The organism is Litorisediminicola beolgyonensis (assembly GCF_042679605.1).
GTDB classification, from domain to species: Bacteria; Pseudomonadota; Alphaproteobacteria; order Rhodobacterales; family Rhodobacteraceae; genus Litorisediminicola; species Litorisediminicola beolgyonensis.
The window spans coordinates 1-22,683 of record NZ_JBHTMU010000047.1; the positions used below are offsets into that span (position 1 = coordinate 1).

Below are 22,683 nucleotides of genomic sequence, written 5' to 3' on the forward strand. Positions count from 1 at the left end.
GGCGCGCGCCACGGGCCGAAGCCTCTCGGATCTGGTCGCGGCGCTGCCCGCGCGCTTCACCGCCGCCGACCGGCTGCAGGGGGTGGAGAGCGCCCGGGCGCAGGCCTTCCTCGACACGCTCATCGCCGATCCCGCCGCCCGCGCGGCCTTCTTCGAGCCGGGGCCCGACGCGGGCCCGGAAGCGGCGGTGGATCTGACCGACGGGCTGCGGGTCCGCTATGCCGACGGGGTCATCCTGCACCTGCGCCCCTCGGGCAACGCGCCGGAGTTCCGCTGCTATGCCGAGGCCGACTCGCCCGGGCGCGCCGAGGCGCTTCTCGCCCTCCATCTCGACAGGATCGCGGCCCGGCTGCGCTGAGCGCGCCCGTCACAACCCCCTGCCCTGCCCCGCTTTTTCAGGATGCTGCAGGCGCAGAAAAGATTACTTCCGATGTCATGTTTGACACAATGACGCGGCTGTGCCAGCATTGTTAACGATGCGTAAACCATTCTGCTTCACCGCGCGCATCTTCTGCTGACTGACAAAAACTTAAAAGACAGGCCGGAAGAGGCTTCCCTGTGAGGTAACTGACGCATTTCGACTGCGCATTTTTCGCATCGCGTTCTGACGTCCCCCGCCCCCATGGAGATCCGGCCCGCGTATACGGGTTTCGAGACCTCGTGAGCTCTTTGTTTTGCTCAGAGGAGGCTTTGCCGTGGCCGACTACAATCTCCGTGACACTTCGCTTGATCCCGCCGGGACCGATTCCGCAACGATTGGAGGCGTGACCTTCGCCCAGGTCGACGGGGAGGGCTCGGGCACGGGCAATTACAACCCGTTCCTCGCCACCTCGAGCGACCCCTCGAACGCCACATCGGCCACCTCGGGCGTGGCGGCGGGCTTCAACACCGACAGCGACACCCAGAACATCGCCAATAACGAATACGGCGAATACGAGATCGACAAGTCGAAGACCGAGGCGGTCAAGCTCTCGTCCCTGGCGGTCACGACCGACGAGAACGGCAACGAGTTCTACGAGATCCGGCTCGATCTCAACGAGGACAACAACGAGAGCCTGATCACGCTGGAGCAGTTCCGGATCTACCTCTCGGAAGACGGCACGATCGACACCTATGACGAGCTCACCGACGACACCCTGACCGAGAAGGTCTACGATCTCGACGATCTCGATCTCAACCCGGACACCGTGGAAGACAACACGATCCTCCTCTCCGAGGTCTCCACCGGCTCGGGCACCGACGATTACCGCGTGCTGATCTCGGCCGATCTCTTCGAGGCCTATCTCGAGGCCAACGACCTGACCCCCGACGAGGTCTATTTCTACCTCTACACCGAGATGGGCCGCACCGGGAACGTCAACGACGAGACCGCGGGCTTCGACGAGTGGAGCAAGGAAGACGCGGGCATCATCTCGGGCATGAAGTTCGAGGATGCCGATGCCGACGGCATCAGGGACTTGGGCGAGGGCGCCTTTCCCGAGGCGGTGACGGTCTATATCGACGCCGACAATGACGGCGTGCTCGATGACAACGAGCGCTCGACCCTGACCGACGAGAACGGCGAGTTCGCGTTCTACGGCGTCACCGCGGGCACCTATATCCTGCGCGAGGACCTGACCGCCGAGCAGGAGGCCGCGGGCATCTACCCCACCAACGGGCTGGTCGACGCCTATGGCAGCTACTGGCAGGTCACCGTCTCGGGCAATGGCGAGACGAGCTTTGTCGAGATCGGCAACTTCTATCCCCGCCCCTCGATCGTCCTGACCAAATCCACCGAGGACAACGAGGTCTTCAAGGACGGCGAGGTCATCACCTACACCTACCTGGTCGAGAATGACGGCAATATCGACCTGACCGGTGTCAGCCTGACCGATTACGGCTATGACAGCGTCGGCGCCGGAGACGACACGATGCCCGTCTTCACCGGCGGCGACGACGACAATGACGGCGTCCTGGATATGGGCGAGGTCTGGACCTACACGCTCGACGTCATCGTGACCCAGGACCAGATCGACGCGGGCGACGACCTGGTGAACGTCGCCGTGGTCACCACCGATCAGGGCGTGACGGACGAGGATGACGAGACCGTCACCGTCAACCAGATCTACGAGATGACCATCGACAAGACGGTCGAAGGCACCGACACCGCCGGCAACAACAAGCTCGACCGCGCCGGCGACATCATCGACTACCAGATCGTCGTGACCAATTCCGGCTTCGTCACCCTGACCGAGATCGAGGTCTCCGACCCGCTCCTGGCGAACCTGACGCTTGTCAACAACGGCAATGGCGACGACGTGCTCGATGTGGGCGAGAGCTGGACCTATACCGGCAGCTACGCGATCACCCAGGAGGATCTCGACAGCCGCGGTGCGCTCGAGCCCGACAACGACAATGACGACGGCGCCCTGAACGGCGCGGGCGACCGCGATATCGACAACGTCGCCACCGCCACCAGCAAGGAGTTTGGCCCGGTCACCGATGACGAGGAAGCGCCGCTGATCTACCAGCCGCTGCTCGGCATCGACAAGGTCGTCACCTCGGTCAAGAACCCCGACGGCTCGGACGATGCCGACGGGACCGGCGACGAGGCCGGCGACGTCATCCATTACCAGATCACCGTCTCCAATGACGGCAATGTCACCCTGACCAATGTGGTGGTCTCCGACCCGCTGATCTCGGACAGCCCGCTCGGCACCATCCCCGAGCTCGGCGTCGGCGAGAGCGTGGTCTACACCGGCACCTACACCATCACCCAGGACGATCTCGACAGCCGCGGCAGCACCGCCGATGGCGGCCTCGCCGATGGCGATATCGACAACACCGCCACCGCCCACAGCAACGAGACCGGTCCGGTCGATGACAGCGCGCGGGTGCCGCTGGCCTATACCCCGATCCTCGAGGTCACCAAGCTTGCCGATATCACCCTGGTGGACAGCCCCGATGACACGGTGACCTACACCTACACGATGAAGAACGCGGGCAATGTCACCCTGACCGGTGTGACGCTGGTCGACGACGCCTTCACCCCCGCCGAGCCCGGCGACGATTTCGCGCCGACCTATGTCAGCGGCGATCTCGACAACGATTCCGAGCTCGATGTGGGCGAGACCTGGACCTTCACCGCGACGGTGAACCTGACCCAGGAGCAGATCGACGCGGGCGGCGAGTATACCAACATCGCCACCGGCGACACCGAGCAGACCGGGCCGGAAAAGGCCGATGAGACGATCGAGGTCCTGCAGGAGCCGGCGATCCGGCTCGAGAAGAGCGCCGGGGTCACCGACACCAGCGGCGACGGCATCCTCGGCAACCTGGGTGACACCATCACCTGGAGCTTCGTGGCCTATAACGAGGGCAACGTGACACTCACCGGCGTGACGCTGACCGACCCCGATCTGGGCGGCGTTCTGGCCAGCGGCGTGACCCTCGAGGTGGGCGACGAGGGCTATTCCTTCGACAGCAAGACCCAGGTCATCGACCAGGTGCTGCTCGACACCTACGCCACGGCGGGCGATTGCGACCTGGAGAACATCGCCACGGTCGCTGCGGCGCAAAACGTCGAGGCCTCAGACGACGCCTGTGTCGATCTCTACTACGATCCTCGCTTCGAACTGATGAAGGAGGTCGCCGGGACCGATATCTCCGGCGATGGCGTGCTCAACGAGGCCGGCGATCTGATCGACTACAAGATCGTCGTGACCAACACCGGCAACATCTCCCTGACCAATTACAAGATCGAGGACGCGCTGATCGAGAATGCCGGCGGGTCGCTCTCGGGCCCCACGGGCGATGGCGGCACGATCGGGGTGCTCGACGTGGGCGAGACCTGGATTTTCACCGGCTCCTACGCCATCACCCAGTCCGATCTCGACAATCAGGACGGCAGCGAGTGCGAGATCGAGAACGTCGTGCTGGTCGATTTCGACGAGGTCGCCGAGCAGGAGGCCAAGGTCTGCGCCGAGCTCGAATACGAGCCCGACATCTCGATCATCAAGACCGCCACGATCTATGACGCGACCGGCGAGGAAGACAGCGATCAGGTGGCCGAGAGCGCGGGCGATTACATCGTCTACAGCTTCGAGATCGAGAACACCGGCAAGATCACCCTCACCGGCGTGCTCCTGAGCGACGATCTGATCGGTCTCAATCTCGATCTCGGCGAACTGGACCCCGGCGAGGTCCTGACCGTCGAGAGCGGCAGGATCGAGCTGACCCAGGAGGATTTCGACACCCTCGCCACCGTTGGCGACTGCGATATCGAGAACACCGCCACGGTCATCGCGGCGGAGGGCGTCAGCGACGACAGCACCGCATGCGTCGATCTCGAGTACGACCCGAAGGTCGACCTGCGCAAGATGATCACCAGCGCCGGTCCCTATGACAGCGCGGGCGACGTGATCTCCTACCGGATCGAGGCCGAGAACATCGGCAACATCACCCTGACCGGCGTGGTGCTCTCGGATGCGCTGAACGGCAGCCCGGTGCCCCTGGCGGAGCTGGTCTTCGATGCGGCCAGCGACGCGGATGGCGACGGGGAGCTCGACGTGAACGAGACCTGGGCCTGGACTTACGACTACACCGTCACCCAGGCCGATCTCGACACCCAGGATGGCAGCGATTGCGAGATCGAGAATGTCGCCTCGGTGATCACCGCAGAGGGCGCCTCGGACGAGGCCGTGGTCTGCGCCGAGCTCGAGTACACACCCGATATCGACCTGCGCAAGACGATCACCAGCGCCGGTCCCTATGACAGCGCGGGCGACGTGATCTCCTACCGGATCGAGGCCGAGAACATCGGCAACATCACCCTGACCGGCGTGGTGCTCTCGGATGCGCTGAACGGCAGCCCGGTGCCCCTGGCCGATCTGGTCTTCGACGCGGCCAGCGACACGGATGGCGACGGGGAGCTCGACGTGAACGAGACCTGGGCCTGGACTTACGACTACACCGTCACCCAGGCCGATCTCGACACCCAGGATGGCAGCGAGTGCGAGATCGAGAACGTCGCCTCGGTGATCACCGCAGAGGGCGCCTCGGACGAGGCCGTGATCTGCGCCGAGCTCGAGTACACACCCGAGTTCGAGCTGATGAAGGAGGTCATCGGAACCGATGTCTCGGGCGATGGCCTGCTCAACAAGGCAGGCGATCTGATCGACTACAAGATCGTCGTGACCAACACCGGCAACATCTCCCTGACCGGCTACACGATCACCGACGCGCTGATCGAGAATGCCGGCGGGTCGCTCTCGGGCCCCACGGGCGATGGCGGCACGATCGGCGTGCTCGATGTGGGCGAGAGCTGGACCTTCACCGGCTCCTACGCCATCACCCAGACCGATCTCGACACCCAGGACGGCAGCGATTGCGAGATCGAGAACGTCGTGCTGGTCGATTTCGACCAGACCCCCGAGCAGGAGGCCAAGGCCTGCTCCGAGCTCGAATACGAGCCGGCCTTCAAGATCGTGAAGACCTCCAAGACCTTCGATGTCTCGGGGGTCGAGGACACCAAGCTCGACGAGGTCGGCGACTACATCGTCTATGAGGTGACGGTGGAGAACACCGGCAACATCACCCTGACCAATGTCGATCTCGACGACAGCCTTCTGAACACGGTCGTGGCCGAGGACCTGGTGCTGGCGCCGGGAGAGAGCCGGACCTTCAACACCGGTCTCGTCTACATCCTGAAGCAGGAGGATTTCGACAATGGCGGCAACACCGCCGATAACTGCATCCTCAACGTCGTCACCGGCACCTCGGACCAGACCGACGATGTCGTGGTGATCGGCGAGGTCTGCGACAGGCTCGTCATCACCCCGCTCGTGGATATCGAGAAATACGTCTCGGTCGATGGCGGCACCACCTTCTCGGATGCCGACAGCCCCACAGGGCCGGAGGTCAATCTTGTCGGCGACGCGATGGCCGATTTCCGGGTGGTGGTCCGCAACGACGGCAACATCACCCTGACCGATGTCACGATCACCGACACGACGCTTTCAAACGGCGGCTCGGTGGAGGTGGATCTCTCGGGCGTGACCTGGATGCTCGACAGCGACAATGACGGGCTCTTCGACGATGGCACCTGGACCATGGGCGACACGCTCGAGGTCGGCGATGCGATCGAGGGGGTCTACAGCCTCGCGCTTGAGGAAGGCCAGCACATCAACGAGGCCACGGTCACCACCACCGAAGGCGCCGAGGACAGCGACCTCGCGCATTACTTCGGGCTCGTGAACGACGGCCCAGGCGTGCGCACGCCGGGCGGCTGGGGCAACAGCTGGAAGCTCAAGTCTTACTGGAACTTCGTCGACGGGGACGAGAAGGGCTCGGGCGACACCTTCCCGGATGGCGAGATCACCTACCAGGTTCTCGACAAGAACTGCGATGGCGAGGAAGACAACAATCTCGTCGATGGCCTCCTGCTTGGAGACTGGAACAAGAACGGCCTGACCGATGAGGGCGAGACGACACTCTTCGTCTACTACGACGAGGGGAACAAGGAGGGCCGCGACACCATTCTCGAGATCCTCAACGGTGCCACGGGCATGTCGAGGAAGAACAAGGCCGACGATCTGGCTCGCCACACCGTCGCCTCCTGGCTGAACTACCTGGCCGGGAACGGCGTCGGCCCGGATACCGACGAGCTCGAGAGCGCACATGACTACATCGACGCGGCCATCGTCTGGCTGTCGGAGAATGTCGGCGTGCGGGACGGCTGCGTGCTCAATCTCACTCTCGGCAACAAGGTGCGGGCCCGCGACGACGCCTGGCGCGACGAGGGCAGTGCGCTGATGTCGGCGCTCGACGAGTACAACAACGACGGCACGATCGACGGTCGCATCTACGCCCATGACGCGGACGATGCGGCGTTCCAGACCGCCATCGAAACCTATACCGCGGACTCGTTCATCTTCTGACCTGGGGGGGCCAGGTCCGGGGATGACCCGCGGCGTGAAGGGGTGCTCGCATTTTCGAGCACCCCTTCATTTTGTCCGGGCCTCTTGTCCGGGGGCTCTTCCCCGCCGCCACCGTTTCCGAGGTGGAAACGGCGGAGGCACCGGGAGCGGCGCCTCTCGGCGTGGGCGCCACAGGGTGCGGGTGCGCATCTTGCGGCGGACCGGCGCGCGACCCCCAGATCTGCCCCGGACAGGGCGGTGAAATTTTCTTTTAAATCCTGTATGCTTGGCATGTTACGAGTCGCTGCCCCCCGGTGATTGGATGCATTTTCAGAGACGATCTTTCCTGGCCTCGGCCGGTGCCCTGGCCCTCTGCGGCAGCCCGCTGCCTGCCGCCACCGACTATTCACTCTCGCGCCAGGCGCGCTGGCGGAGCTTCGGCGAGGACAAGGCCTGGGCCCAGGCCGACCCGTTCGAACGCGCCCGTCCCGGTGCGGTGCGGCTGCCCTATGACCGATGGTCGATCCGGCCCGCACGCGGGCGCACCGGGCAGCTTCTCGACCTGATCGCCTTTGCCGAAGCGGGCAAGCATCAATATGACGCCATCCACATGTCGGCCCGGAACCGGCCGCGGGCGCGGCCGACGGAGCTGACGCTGCAGGAGATCATGCGCTGGATCCGCGCCACCCCGGGCCAGCACCACGCCATCGGGCGCTACCAGTTCATCCCCTCGACCCTGGCAACGCTGACCCGTCGCGCGCAGCTTGGCCCCGACACGCGCTTCCATCCCGGGGTGCAGGACAAGCTGGCGAGCTATCTCCTGAACGACGCGGGCTACGCGCAGTTTCTCGCAGGCCGGATCGGGATCGACCGCTTCATGGACAACCTCGCCAAGATCTGGGCCGGGCTGCCGACGCGGACGGGGCGGTCGCATTACCACGGCTATGCCGGCAACCGCGCCACCATCAGCCGCGGCTTCTTCTCGGGCGAGATGCGCAAGATCTTCGCCGCCTGAGGATCAGGCGCGCGCCGCTCACCCCCAACGCCGTCCGAGCCCGAGGGGACCGCGCAGGAGCCGCTCGGGCGCCCCGCCCGAGGCGTGACCTGAGGCCTCGCCCAGCCCGCGCTCGGCCAGAAGCCCGGCCAGCACCGCCCGGCGCGCCTCGAACCGTGCGCCGAGATGGGCGCGCGCCGCGAAGAGCGCCCAGAGCCGCGCCAGAACGAGGTCTTCCACGAACACGCTGAGCGCCCGGTCGCGCGCCGGGATCGGCCCATAGGCCGCGAGAAAGGAGCGCCGGTCCCCGGCTTCGGTGCCGGGCCAGGGCTGCTCCCCGGCCTCGGCCAGGCGCCGCCGCAGGGAGAGGCCGGTCAGGAAGCGGGCAGTGTCGAAATAGACATGTCCCTCGCGATCGGAATGGCGGTCGAAGGCCACGACCCGCTCGCCCAGGTCGAAGAGGTTATGCGCCTGGAAATCGCTGTGCAGCATCGCCACCGGCGCCTGCGCGCGCGCCAGCCCGCCATGCCGCGCGTGAAGCGTGGCCTCGAGCCGGTCCCGACCCGCGCAGGGATCGGGCGGCAGAAGCCGTCCGCGCCGCTGCCAGAGATCGCCCCCGCGGCCCCGCCTTGTGCGGTGGTGCAGCCGACGCAGCCACCGGCCCGCCCGCGTCAGACGCGCCGCGCGCCCCGAGAGGTCACTCATGCGGTCCGACAGAAGCGGCGCGTCGATCCAGCCGGTGGCGAGGAACCTGCCTTCGGGGCAGAGACCCCGCGGCACCACGCAATCGCCGGTCACCGCGCGCAGCCGCTCCAGCGCCCGATATTGCTCGGTCACGATTTCGGGGCGGGGATCGGACTTGATTGCCAGGGCCTCGCCGCCGATCTCGGCGCGAAAGACCCGAACCACGCCGCCGCGCACCGGTTTGGAATAGACCTCCTCGAACCGCTCGGGCCGCCCCAGGATCACCGCGACACGGGCTTCGGCGCGCGCCGAGGCGGCGGGGTCGGGAGGGACAAGAAGGGGCATCTGAAAATCCGCGTATATGAACCTCCGGCCGCAACCGGAGGGGGAAAAATATGTATTGGCGGAGAACCTAGCACCTTGCGCGACGTCGCCAACGAAAAAACCGGCCCGGGTCCCCACCCGAGCCGGTCTCCTTGACCGTCCCTGCCCCCAGGGGCGTCGGTCAGAACTTGGCGATCACGTTGAAGAACGCACCTTCCTTGCGGCCGTCGATGCGGCGCAGGTCGTCGTCCACATCGCCGATCTGGTAGCCCACGCCCGCCTTCACGTTGTTGCCGAAATGGCGCCAGACGCCCAGGAGCCCGCCGGTCTCGGTGATCTCGGCCTCCTCGAAGCGCATGGTCCGGACCTCGGCGGTCACGTCCCAGTTATGGACCACGTGGTAGTCCAGCCGGAGCACGCCCAGATGCGCGGTGTTCGACGAGAACTCGTCGGAGCCGCGGGCGCTTTCCACCTCGGCCTTGCGGTAGCCGTACTTGCCGCCCAGCGTCCATTGCCGGGTCAGGTCGTAGCTGGCGTCGAAGGAGAGGATATGGCTCTTCTGGCGCAGGCCCTCGTCACCGTCGAGCGCGTAGACCGCGACCTGGTCGGGACCGGGCAGGTCCTCGAGATAGGTATAGCGGAACAGCATGTTGAACCGGTCGTTGTCGATCGGGCGGTAGGCATAGCCCAGGTTCGCCTCGATATAGCGGCCGTCGCGGGTGTAGTCGTCCTCGTCCTCGGCGCCCTCGCTTTCCGAGATCAGCGCATCGAGATTGGCCAGGAGCCGCGCGTTCTCGGAGATCTTGTAGCGCGCATAGGCCGAGAGGCCCCAGGTGTGGCGGTCGTCGAGATCGGGCAGATCCTCGGCGTCGTCCTCACGGTATTCCGCCGATATACCCGCCTTCAGCCGCTCGCCTTCGGAGTAATGCGCCCCGAGCGACAGGCCGCGGCGGATGATGGTGCCGTCGTCGCGATCCTGCTCGCCGTAGATGATGCCGCCATCGAGCACCCAGCGGTCCGAGGGCGTGTAGCTGACGCCATAGGCCGAGGTGAGCGAGGGCCGGTCGCCATAGAGATCGTAGCTGTTCTCGGCGCGAAGCGTGACCGCCTCGTTGATCTTCGAGCGCGCGCCCAGCACGTAGGTGCCGCCATCCGAGCCCGAGAAGCCGCTTTCGAGCTGGCGCTCGGGATCGAGCCGGTAGCCCAGGTAATACTGCGTCCCGGCATTGGGCTCGTAGGTCAGGTTGGCATAGCCGCCGGTGCCCGAGGTGCCGTCGGAGACCTCCATCTCGGCGCTCAGGCTGTCGGTGAGGCGGGTGCGTGCGCCGACCCCGTAGCGGTCGTTGTCGCGCAGACCCCCGGAGCTCTCGACCGTGGCCTGGGCGAAGAGCCAGGCGGCGTAGTCGGGCCGCGGCTCGTAGGTCAGGCGCAGGCCCACATCGGTGCGCTCGCCGGTGGCGTCGTCGCGGGTGGCGTCGGGGTCCTCGCGCTTGGTGTTGAGCGCCTGCATCTCGGCCGCCCAGGCCTGGCTGATCTGGTAGACGAAGCCCACGCGGGTGTCCTCGCGGCTGGCGCCGTCATCGTCCTCGAACCGGTCATGGGCGACGATCACCGAGGCGCGGTCGCTCAGGTCCACATCCGCGGCGAGGCCCCAGCTCTCCTGGCCCGTGCCGATATTGTAATCGGCCGAGACGAAGCCCTCTTCCTTCTTGTCGTAATAGCCCGAGAGCGTGCCGGTGACACGCCCGCCGGTCAGCTCGCCCAGATCGGCAGCCATCTCGACCTCGGTGGCGCGGGCGGTCAGATCGTCCTGGCCGGCGCTGGCGATGTCGTCGAACTCGAAGCCGCCCACGGCCGAGGTGGAGGTGCCGAAGCCCGGCCCCTCGCTCTCGGCGTGCTCGATCGAGAGATAGGTGTTGTCCGAGGCGCGCCAGAGCAGGTCGACGCCCGAGAGCGTGTTGTCGGCAAGCCCGGTGCTTTCGCGCTGCGCGGTGAAGCCCAGACGCACCTGGTCGGTGATCCAGCCCTCGGCGCGGAGGCCGACGCTCTCACCCTCGATATCGGTGACGCCGAGCGGGACGTATTCGTACTGCACAACGAGATCGGCCTCGTAGCGGCCGAGCGGGCTGTCCGAAAGCAGCCCGTCGCCGCTATATTGCGAGATCGGGTTGGTCAGCTGCACCACGCCCTGGAAGTAGTTGACCTCGTAGTCGCGGCCCTCGACCAGACGGGTCTGGCGCACGATCCGGCCCGAGGTCTCGTCGCGATACTGGACCAGCACCGTGGCGGTGCCGTTCATCACGCCCTGGCGGCTGAGCTGGTAGAAGCTGCCGCCGGTCACGTCGAGCACGTCGCGCTGCGCCAGCCGGTCGGGGCTGGCCGCGTAGCCCGAGAGCCGCACCCGCGGCTGGCCGTGGCTGGTCTGCTGGGTCGACTCGTAGGTGCCCGCGACGCCGTAGAGCGTGCGGTCCGAGCGCACCAGCGACAGCTCCTCGTCGGCGAGCTTGAAATCGCCCAGGAGAAGCTCGGAGGCATCCTTGCGGACGCGCAGGAAGAGCTTGCCGGAGGTCGGCGCGTCCTCGACGATGGTCGAGTCGTCGCCGAAGGTCAGGTAGACATCCTCGGCGCGGATCGAGCGCAGGAGGTTGAGCGGCTCGCGCTCGTCGAGATCGTCGAAGATCTCGTCGAGGTCGCGCTCGTCGGTGTCGATGGCGGCGGTGATCTCGTAGCCCGAGGCAGTGCGACCCTTGGCATAGCCCGCGACGCGGCCGATCGAGTAGCTGTCATCCTCGCCCTGGGTATCGCCCCATTCCTTGCCGAGGGTGACATCGACGGTGGCCACGTAGAACCAGTCCTGGGCCGGGATCTCGACCCGGCGCTCGATCACCTGCGGGCCGACGGCGACCTGCACGTCGCGCATACCCGGCGGCAGGATGCGCTGGACCACGAAGGCGCCCGAGGCATCGACCGGGATGGTCTCGCCCATGACGGTGACGGAGGTGCCCGGCGCGGCGCTGTCGGAATAGACGGTGATCGCACCGCCGGTCACCGGGATGGCGCGGCGGCGGGTCAGGTCGTCGCCCTCGCCCGGGGCCACGATGGGACCGTCGAGCGCGGGATCGGCGAGCCGCGAGCCGGTGCGCGCGATGGGCAGGAGGCGGGTCTCGTCATAGCGGCCGCGGGCGTCGTAGACGCGCAGCGCGTAGACCATGTCGGCGGTGCCGGAGCCGGGCATGGTCCAGGTGACCTCGCCATTGGGCTTGACCGGCAGCACCGCCAGCACCCGGCCGGGGTTGGCGGCATCGGCGACGCGCAGCTCGGCGCGGCGGATATAGGCGGGGTAGTTCGACGAGGTCCGGAAGGTCACCGGCGCGCCCGCGGGATAGGTGCGGCGCATGTCGGCGGTCGAGACCGCGAGCCGCGGCTCCACGCTCAGCCCGTCGAAGCGGACCTCGACATTGGCCTGCTCCAGCACCCGGTCGACCCGGCGCAGCTCGTTGACCCGCGCCTCGTTGCCCTCGAGCAGCACCGGCTCGGCGCCGGGCTCCGGCGCGTCGATGGTGATCGAGAAGCCCTCGTCGCCGAGATCGCTCTGGAACACCTCCATCTCGGTGTTCTCGCCGGTGGGCATCGACACCACGGTCCCGGCATTGGGCTGCACGCAATCGGCCGGCAGGCGCCCGTCGATCAGCGTGCAATCCACCGACAAGGGCTGCGCGAAAGCGCCGCCCGCAACCAGTGCGCCAAGCGCGACCCCTGCTGCGAGACGCCCCCCGAGGGGGGCGCCGCCAGTCTTGAGCCCAATCGTCAATCTGCCCATAAAAATGCTCCGGCTCTCAAGATATAGTTGATTTCCGTTCTACACCGCCTAGCGGGGATGTTGCACGGTTTTTTCCACCATGAGCCGGTATTTCCCGTGGGTTTTCCAGTAGCCGCGCAACACGCCTTCGACCGCGCGCATCCGCCGGGCCATGGTCGCGCCGGATTCTCCCTTTTCGACGTAGGAGATACGCACCGTGACCGGGATATCGGCGAATTTCGGCACCGCGCGGCCCATCGCCTGCACGAAGGCGGGCTTGGGTTGGTTGGTGCCGGGGACGAAGGCGTTGTCGGCGATATCGATTCGCACCAGCTTGGAGATGGTGGCGCCGAAGTTCATCTTCGTCATCTTGCCGGCGGTCAGGCGGATCACCCGCGGGTTCTCGGTGGTCAGGCGATAGCCCGAGGGCAGCGAGCGGGTGTCGAGCTTCAGGGTGAAGTTCGTCCCGATATCCCGCGGCAGGGCGGCGCAGGGCACGTGGAAGCGGCCATGCTCGTCGGTGGTGATGATCTCGCCCTTGACGGTGACCAGGCGGACGCCGGGGATGCCCTTCTCGTCGCGCACCGGTGCGGGCGGCGGGGTGTACTTGGCCCCCTTGCCCTTGCCGCCGCCATAGACGTCGTCGGCGACGACCATGCCCGCCGGCACCGGACCGCGGTCGGTGGCCAGGCCGATCTTCGAGGATGGACCGTCTTGGTAGCCGTTCTGGTTCACGTCGTCGAAGACCTTGCCGATCACCGTGCCGCAGTCGAAGACCGGCTCCGGCCCGACCACCACGGTGGCGCGCGCCGAGTAGCTGTTGCCCTCGTCGTCAACCATGGTGACGCGGTTGGTGTAGAGGCCCGGCTGGGTCGACCCCAGCACCACCGTGTCGATGGTGAAGGTCACGGTCTCGCCCGCATCGACGCTGAGATTGTCGAGGCTGACCAGGCGGCCCTCGTCGTCGAGCCCGTCGAGGCTGCCGCCGCGATAGAGGAACCCGCCGGGCAGGCTGTCGACCACATCGAGGATCTCGTCGGTCTCGCCGCTGTTGATGATCCCGATCTCCCAGGTCACCACGTCGCCTTGGCGCACCGTGTCGCGGCCGACCACGCGCTTGGTAATCGCAAGCTCGGTCTCGCCGGTGGCCTGGGTGAGTTCGATGATGACCTCGGTGGTGTCGTCGTCGCTCTGCGAGTCGAGGCCCGCGCTGTCGGGACGGATGTCGTCGGCGTCGAAGGTGCCGATGCCGTCGATCCGGTCGCGGCCCGGCTGCGAGATGCGGCGCGCGAGATCCTCGGTAATGATGACCACCACCGTATATTCCCAGATCTCGCCGACATCGAGCTGGCCGTCGCCATCGGTGTCGCCACCTGTCAGCGACGCGCTGCGGACCAGGTTCACGACCGCATCCGGAACGGTACCGTCGGGATCGATCCGGAAGCTCGGCACCAGGACGTCGCCGGACTGCACGACCGTGAAGTCGAGGGTCGGGTTCACCAGGGTGATTTGTCCGGTATTCGGGACGGTGATCGTGTAGGTCAGGCTGTCCGGCTCGGACCAGATCGGCGCGACGCTGGGATCGGCGTCGATCTCATCCTGGTTGCGCGGGATCAGGGTGGTGGTGCCATCCTCTGCATTGACCTCGCGCGAGACCGTGACCTCGGGCTCGGCCACCTCGACCGAGATGTCGAACTTGGGCTCGGCCGGCAGGATCTCGACCGTCGGGTCGTCGACCTCGGGCGTGTCGGGATCGTCGGAGTCGTCCTCGACCGGGGTGTCCTTCGGATCGGTACCGGTGACCACGGCCACGTTCTCGACGATGCCCGCCTCGATGTCCTCTTGGGTCAGCGCATAGGTCGCGGTGTAGACGAAAATCTCGGGGCTCTCGCCCGCCTGGGTGACACGGATCACCCGATCCTCGCCCTCGTCGCCCGAGACATAGGCGATGTCGCGTAGCTCGACCTGGTTGGTCAGACCGGTGATCAGCTCATCGGTCAGCGCGATGTTCGAGACGGTCACGTTGCCGGTGTTCTCGACGGTGAAGGTATAGGTCACCGTCTCGCCGGCCTCGGCGAAGCCATCGTCGTTCTCGTCGTTGAAGCGGCCGGACTTCTCGAGCGTGAGCTCGGGGCCCTGCGGCAGATCGACGGTGACATCGTCGTCGTCGGTCACCGGGTCGCCGGTCGGAGGCGTGCCCGCGACCGTGGCGGAGTTCAGCACCTCGCCCGCGTCGATATCGGCCTGGGTCAGCGCGTAGACGCCGACATAGGTCCAGGTCTCGCCGACATCGAGCGCGCCGTCATCGTCGGCATCGCCGCCGGTCAGGGTGAGCGTGGCCAGGACGCCGTCCTGCGCCTCGATCAGGCTGTCGGTCAGGGTCACGCCGGTCAGCGTCACGTTGCCGGTGTTCTCGACGGTGAAGAGATAGCTCACCTCGTCGCCGACCTGCGCAGCGTCCGAGCCGTCGTAATCGGCGGTCTTCTCCAGCGCGATACCCGACACCTGGCCCAGGGTCCGGACGTCGTCGTCCTGGTCCGTCGGCGTGGAGCCGTCCGACCCGGTGCCGGTGACCTCGGCGGTATTGGTGAAGCTGCCCGCGTCGATATCGGCCTGGGTCAGCGTGTAGCTGCCGGTGGCCGTCGCCGTGGCGCCGGGTGCCAGCGTGCCGAGATCGGTGGCCGACAGGCTCACCCCCGCCACGAGATCGCTTAGCGTCACGGCGCTCAGCGTCACGTTGCCGGTATTCTCGATGGTGAAGTCGTAGGAGATCGTGTCTCCCGCCGAGACCCCGGCCACGCCGTCATCGTCGTTGAGCGTGCCGGTCTTCTCGAGCGCGATATCGGAGCTCCGTCCCAACGTGGTGACCGCGCGCGACGGACCGTCGGTGATCTCGGCGCCCGAGGGAGCCTCGGCGGCGACGCGCACGGTGTTGACCACGCGGCCGCTGTCGAGATCGGCCTGGGTCACCGTGTGGGTGGCCTCGTAGGTCCAGGTCTCGCCCACGTCGAGATCGCCATTGCCGTCGTCGCCCGAGACCAGCGTCGGTCCGGTGAGCTCGGCACTGATGTCGACGCCCGCGCCGGTGCGCAGCACATCCGTCAGGGTCACGTCCGTGAGCGTCACGTTGCCCGGGTTCTGGACCTCGATCGTGTAGGTCAGCACCTGGCCCACCGCGTCCTCGGAGGCCGGGATCGAGGTGATGTCGACACTTTTCTCGACGGTGATCAGCGGCTCGGCGCCCGGCAGACAGACATAGGCGTCGTTGTTGCCGTCATCGGTCTCGGTGAGCGGCGTGCCGTCGGTTTCCTCGGCGCTGGAGGTGGCCGAGTTCTGGATCGCCCGGCCCGAGGCACAGCGGTCGTCGGAGACCGACACGCCCGCGCCGTCCACGTCCTCCTGCGTCACCGTGTAGGTGGCGGTGCAGGTCTCGGTGGCGCCGGCCGCGAGGCTGGCGATCGGGTTCGCACCCGAGGGGCAGGATATCGCCGAGAGGCCCGGCAGCGGGTCGGAGATCGCGATATTCGAGATCGTCCAGGGCCCGTCATTGGTCACCGCGAAGGAGAAGGTCAGCACCTCGCCCACGGTGGCGAGATCGGGGCTCGCCGATTTCACCATGTCATAGGTCGGGGCCACGTCGTCGTTGACGAAGGTACAGACCGCCGCATCGCCCGAGACGAGGCTCAGCGTGTCGCCGGCGAAGGACGAGCCGCCCGCGCCTTCGATCACGCAGGAGAGACCGGTGCGAGTATAGCCGTCGACCAGCGCCTCGGTCAGGACGTAATCCCCGGCCGCCACGCGCACCGGCGTGCCCTGCACCGCGGCGGTGCCATTGTAGGACAGGGTGAAATCGGCCTCGGCGAAGGTGCCGCCATTGTCGTTGACGACCTCCTTGACCAAGGTCAGCTCACCCCGCTGGAGCGTGTTGACGAAGGTACAGGTGACATCCTCGCCATCGACGAGGGTCAGCCCGTTCGCACCCGTGGCGTCGCTTCCGCCGGTGCAGACGAGCGAGCTCAGCGCATAGGCATCCGCATTGGCGCCGGTGCCAAGCTCGGAGAGGCTGAAATCGCCCGCCGGGACCAGGACCGAGGTCACATCCGCGCCACCGGTGGCGGCGGTGCCGGTGATGCCCTCGGGGCCCGCATAGGTCAGGTCCCAATCGGCGGCGCTGTCGACATCGGTGCTCACCGCGCCGTTCTCGACCTCCTTGACCAGCGTCAGGGTCGCGGTCTCGAGGCGGTTGGCGAAGGTACAGGTGATGTCCGAGCCGACCTGGCCATCGGTGATGGTCAGGGTGCCGCTGGCCGACGCGCTGCTGTCGCCATTGGTGCAGGAGATCGACGCGTCGTAGAGGAAGCTCTCGCCGTCATTGGCCTCGGAGAGATCGTAATCGCCCGGGGTCAGGTAGATGTTCTGGCTGGCCCAGGCGGTCGAGGTGAAGCTGTTGGTGCCGACCTCCAGCACCCAGTCGCCCGCCGGCGTGGCGAGGCCCGCATAGGCCGCCGGCACGTCGAGCGTCTTGACCAGGGTCACCTTGGCGGTATTGGGCGCGTTCACGAAGGTACAGATCGCGGTCTCGCCATCGGCGACGCTCAGCTGCGGCGCCGAGAGGCTCTTGAGATCGGGGGTCGCGTTGCCGTCGATCTCGCAGATCAGGCTCTCGATCCCGTATTGCTGGTAGTCGATATCGCCTGCGACCGCCGGGGTCAGCGCCTCGGAGAGCGCATAATCGCCCGCCGGGATGGTCACGGTGGTGACCGCGCCGGAGCCGGTCTGGCCGGTGGCGCCGACGCCCGAGCTGGCGAGCCCGTCGAAGGTCAGGTTCCAGCCGTCGGCGGTGACGCCGAGCGCGTTCGGGGCGACCTCCTTGACCAGCGTCAGGGTCGCGGTCTGGAGCGTGTTGACGAAGGTACATTCCACATCGTCGCCCGCCTCGACACCCACCAGGCCCGAGGTCGCGCCAGCGGTATAGGTGAGGCCGTTCGTGGCGCCCGAGCAGGAGAGCGCGGAGCTGTAGAGCAGGTCATGGCTGCCCGCGCTCTCGGTCAGGGCGATATCGCCGGGGGTGACCAGGACATCGGTCACCGAGGCGTCGCCGTTATTGCCCGCCGCGCCGCCATCGACACTCAGCGCCCAGCTGTCGGCATCGAGCGCCACGCCGTCGAGCGAGGCGGGGTTGTTCACCACCTTGTTCAGCGTCACGCGGGCCACGGTGATGTCGTTCTGGAAGGTACAGGTGACGGTCTCGTCATCGAGAAGCGTCAGTCCGTCCGCGCCGTTCTGGTCGGTGCCGGTGCAGACCAGCGAGGAGAGCGTGTAATTGGCCGGGCCGTTTTCCTCGGTCAGGGTATAGGCACCCGCGGGCACCACCACCGAGGTCACCTCGGTCGCGCCGGTCTCGCCGACAGCGCCGGCATCGCCGGGCCCGTCAAAGCGCAGATCCCAGTCGGTGATCGCGGCGGTGCCGAAATCGCCGTTGTCGACGGATTTCACCAGCGTCAGCGTCGCGGTCTCGAGCGTGTTGTCGATGGTACAGACGACGTTCTCGCCGACGCCGACCTCGACGCTGCCGACATCGGCCGAGGCCGCGCCGGTCACGGTGGCACCGGCATCGGTGAAGCCGCCCGCGGCGCCGGTGCAGGAGAGCGCGGCATCGTAGCCGAGCACGCCGCCCGGGATCACCTCGGAGATCGTGTAGCTGCCTGCGGTCACCGCAACATTGGTCACGTCGGCCGTGCCGGTGACACCCGAGATCGGGGTGGTGCCGCTGGTCGAGAGCGTCCAGGCGGTGGCGGCGGGCACGGTGGTCCCGGCGGCGACCGAGCTGTCATCGACGGTCTTGACCAGGGTCAGGCGGCCCTGGGTGGCGGCGTTGGTGAAGACGCAGGTGACGTCGTCGCCCTGGGCCAGGGTCACCTCTTTCGAGCTGGTGACGTCGGTGGTGCCGCAGACCAGGCTGTCGAGCCCGTAGAGCGCGTAATCGTCATCGGTGGCCGAGGCGTTCTGCACCTCGTCGAGCGTGTAGACGCCCGCGGGGACCACGACCGAGCTCACCGGAGTGGTGCCGGTCACGCCGGTGCGGTCGGCGCTGCCGGGGCCGTCGAAGCTCAGATCCCAGCCGGTGTCCTCGACGCCGAGCGCGTTGGCGGCGACGAATTTCTCGAGCGTCAGCGTCGCGGTCTCGACCGCGTTGGTGATCTCGCAGCTCACCGTCTCGCCCGCGGCGATGGTGAGGCTGCCGACGGTGCCGCCGGTGGTGACGGTGGCGCCGAGATCGGTCTCGGCGGTGGCGTTGCCCGAGCAGGCGAGCGACACGTCGTAGCTCAGAAGGCTCGCGGCGAAGCTCTCGGTGATGTCGTAGGTGCCGGCCGAGACCAGGACGTCGGTCACGTCGCCGCTGCCGGTCACGCCCGAGATCGGGGTCGGGCCGGAGGCGGTGGCGATGGTCCAGGAGCTGGCAGGCGGCACGGTGCCCGCATCGACCGAGCCGGTGACGGCCTTGGTCAGCGTCAGGCGCGCGGCGTTGGTCTCGTTGGTGAAGGTACAGACGACATCCTTGGCCCCGGGCACGGTGATGTCGGGAATGGTGGTGATCGGGCTCGCGACGCTGCCCGAGAGATCAAGCACGTCCCCGGCGGTGTCGGCGGTACAGACGAGCGAGGTCAGCACATAGGTGGCATGGGCGTCGCTGGTGCCGGTCAGGGTCTCGGAGATGGTGTAGTCGCCCGCGGGCACGTCATAGGCGCCGGTATCGCCCGCCGCGGTGATATCGAAGCTGTTCGAGGCATCGACCGCGTCGAAGCGCAGATCCCAGTCGTCCGCGACAACGCCGAAGCTGTTGGCCGGGACCGATTTCACCAGCTGAAGCGAGCCCGCCTCGAGCGTGTTGGTGAAGGTACAGGTGACATTGTCGCCCGCCGAGACCGTCAGCTCGCCCGAGGTCGCGCCGGAGGTATAGGCCAGCGAGCCGCCGCCGGTGCAGGCGAGCCCGGTGGAATAGGACAGGTCATGTGCTCCGGCGCTTTCCGAGAGCGTGACCGCGGCGGTCGGATCGACCAGGACATCGGTGACGTTGGCGGTGCCGTTGGTGCCGGTGGCGCCGCCCAGGGTCAGCTCCCACTGGTCGGCGGGCAGCACCTCGGAGTTCAGGATGCCGGCATCCGAGACCGCCTTGACCAGGGTCACCTGCGCCACGTTGGCGACGTTGGCGAAGGTACAGGTGGTGTCGGCGGCGACGCTGTAGCCGCCGGTCGCGTCCGCGCCGTTGCAGCTCAGGCTGTCCAGCGTGTAATTGCCCGCGCCTGCGGCCGAGCTTGCCTCGGAGAAGGTGTAGTCGCCCACCGGAACGATGGTGGTGGTGCCGGTCGAGACGGTGCCCGAGGCCGGGCCCTGGAAGCTCAGATCCCAGTCGCCGGGCACGGTGGTGCCGACGGTGAGCGCGCCGCTGTCGACGGTCTTGACCAGCGTCAGGTCGACGGTCCGGAGCGTGTTGGTCACGGTACAGGAGACATCGTCGCCCGCCGCGAGCGTCAGGGTCGCGACCGAGTTGGTGGCCGCGTCGCTCACGCTGGTGGCGACGGGCGTGGCGGTCGCGCCGGAACAGGAGACCGCGACATCATAGGTGAGGCTGTTGCCGCCGAGCTGCTCGGTCAGGGTGTAGGGCCCCGGGGCGACCAGGTTGGAGATCGGCGCGGACGCGGTGCTGAGCTTGCTGAAACTCTCGGAGCCGGTATAGCCCATCCGCCACGCATCGGCGCCGGGCACGGTCACGCCGCTGGCATTGACCACGACCTTGGTCACCGACAGGCGCGCCTGGGTGATGGTGTTCTCGAGCTCGCAGGTGACGGCCTCGCCATCGGCCAGGGTCAGCCCGTCGAGCCCGTCGCTGTCACTGCCGGTACAGGCGATGGCGGTCAGGTCGTAATTGGTCGGGCCCGTTTCGGAGAGCGTGTAGGCGCCCGCCGGAACCACGACGCCGGTGACCTCGGGATCGCCCTCGGGATCGGTGCCGGTGGCGCCGGAGGGGCCGGTGAAGGTCAGCGCCCAGTCGGTATCGACCGCCGGATCGATGTCGTTGGTGTCGACCACGGCCTTCTCGAGCGTCAGCGTCGCGGTCGAGAGCGTGTTGGTGAAGGTACAGACCGCGGTCTGCCCGGAGGTCAGGGTGACGGTGTCGCCGTTGAGCGTGCCGGACGTACAGGCAAGACCGGTCCGGGAGTAGCTCAGCCCCGCGGGCACCGAGAGCTCGGTCTCGCTGAGCGTGTAGGCGCCCACCGGCACCGTCACCGGGCCGACCGAGCCCGCGCCCGAGCCGTCATTGCCGTCCGGGCCGTCATAGGCCACGGTCCAGTCGGCGGCCGCGGCCAGCGTGCCCAGGGCGCCGCCGTTCGCGACGTTCTTCTGGACGGTCAGCGTCGCGGTGCGCAGCGTGTTGGTGATGGTACAGGAGGTGGTGGTCCCGGCGGTCACCGAGGCCGAGCCGACGGTGAAGACCGCACCGTTCGAGACGACCGGCACCGAGGCCTGGGCGCTGCCGCAATTGACCACGGCGTCATAGGCGTAGCCGAGCCCGCCGACCAGCACTTCGCGAAGGTTGTAGCTGCCCGCGGGCACCAGCGCGGTGATGGTGCCATTGGCGCTGCCGGTGATCGAGCTGTCGGAGCTGTTGACGTAGCCGACACCCCAGGTGCTGGCAGCCTCGCCGAGCCCGGTGCCGCCATCGTTCACGATCTTGGTGATCTCGATGGTGCCGCGGTTGTCGTTGGTGGCGGTACAGTTGATGGTCTGGTCCACCGCCAGGGCGGCGGCGGGGATGGTGTAGCTGGCGGAGGCCGCATCGAACGTGCCGATCTCGGTGCCCGGAGCGGCGGCATCCTCGCAGGAGATGCCGGTCAGCGACCAGCCGTTCGGCACCGCCTCGGTGATCACCACCGGGGCCGTATACCCGCCCGCACCGCCATTCGCAGCCGCGCTGTAGGAGTTCGGACGGATATTGGCGCCGGAATCCGTCGCCACGCCGGCGGTGGCGGTGACGATCGTGGTCTGATCGATGCCGGTGCCGGTGAAGCCGAAGCCGAAGGCCCCGGTGCCGCCGAGCGAGATCTTGGACAGGTTGATCTTGGCGCCGAGCGGGATGGTGACGGTGCTGGGCTCGACGAAGCATTTCGGCCCCGAGATGGGGTCGGAGCCGGTGAGCAGGTTGGAATTGTTCACGCTCCAGCCGGTGATCGGGCTGAGTTCGAGCGTCGCCGCATCGCCGATCTCGTCGCACTGGAAGGTGGCCGAGCTGGTCAGCGACTGGCTGGCACTGCCGTTCAGGTCGTAGCAATCCGCCTGGCCGTCCTGGTTGAAGAGCGCGGTGGTCCCGGCGGCGGGGCTTTCCAGCGCGCAGGACGAGGTCACCACATGCGGCGTGCCGCCGACAAGCCCGTCGGAGAAGCCGAAGAGAATGTCGTAGCGCGTGGTATTGGTGCCGTTGATCAGGTTCAGGCCGAAATCGACGGTGACGGTGTCCCCCGCGGAGCCGTCGCAGATATCGATGACGGTGACATTGCCCACCACCGGCCGCACATCGTTGGAGACGCAGCTGCCGTTGCCCGCGACCAGGTAGTCGGTCGCCTGCGCCCCCGCCTGCCCCGCCAGGACGACGAAAAGCGCCGCCAGAAGCGTTGCCCAGAGACCCGCGATGTGGCGGCTTCGTCCGCGCGTCCTGCGGGTCGTCTCGGAGCGGGCCTCGGCCAGCGCGATGATGGTGGAATTGGACAGGACAACGGGACGGCAGGACGCCATATGCGGGGGCAGCATATCGAACCTTTCAACTAATGATCCCGGCCAGCAGGAACCGGGGCGGAGCACCGGGGGGCTTGGAAAAAAAAATCCGGCAGATTTCCGCTCGGGCAGATTACTCAGCCAGCGGGCTTTGCCAAAATGATTTTAAGATTTGGCCGCAATTTGCTGAAATTGCGCCACATTCCCGCCACAAT

General features: G+C 67.1%; 5 protein-coding genes and 1 pseudogene. 3 read left to right on the plus strand and 3 right to left on the minus strand.

From position 1 onward, the window contains the following. The 3 genes and pseudogenes from ACFQ4E_RS18160 to ACFQ4E_RS18170 form a co-directional block, all read left to right on the plus strand. A pseudogene (locus tag ACFQ4E_RS18160) lies at positions 1-358 on the plus strand (phosphomannomutase); the annotation flags it as partial. A 337-nt stretch (positions 359-695) separates the two neighbouring features. After that, on the plus strand, positions 696-6,917 hold the full coding sequence (locus ACFQ4E_RS18165; protein ID WP_386805949.1) for a DUF7507 domain-containing protein: 6,222 nt from the start codon (positions 696-698) through the stop codon (positions 6,915-6,917). Positions 6,918-7,218: 301 nt separating this feature from the next. Continuing rightward, positions 7,219-7,911, plus strand: a complete 693-nt coding sequence (locus tag ACFQ4E_RS18170; protein ID WP_386805950.1) for a hypothetical protein — start codon at positions 7,219-7,221, stop codon at positions 7,909-7,911. 18 nt (positions 7,912-7,929) lie between these two features. Here the strand turns inward: ACFQ4E_RS18170 and ACFQ4E_RS18175 are convergent, their stop codons facing one another. From ACFQ4E_RS18175 to ACFQ4E_RS18185, 3 genes are all read right to left on the minus strand, one after another. Continuing rightward, positions 7,930-8,919, minus strand: coding sequence for a hypothetical protein (locus tag ACFQ4E_RS18175; RefSeq protein ID WP_386805951.1), 990 nt, complete (start codon positions 8,917-8,919; stop codon positions 7,930-7,932). A 160-nt stretch (positions 8,920-9,079) separates the two neighbouring features. Continuing rightward, positions 9,080-12,718: a hypothetical protein gene (locus ACFQ4E_RS18180; protein WP_386805952.1), complete on the minus strand. Its 3,639-nt coding sequence runs from the start codon at positions 12,716-12,718 to the stop codon at positions 9,080-9,082. A gap of 48 nt (positions 12,719-12,766) precedes the next feature. After that, positions 12,767-22,504, minus strand: a complete 9,738-nt coding sequence (locus ACFQ4E_RS18185) for a DUF7507 domain-containing protein (protein ID WP_386805953.1) — start codon at positions 22,502-22,504, stop codon at positions 12,767-12,769. Positions 22,505-22,683 lie beyond the last annotated feature (179 nt).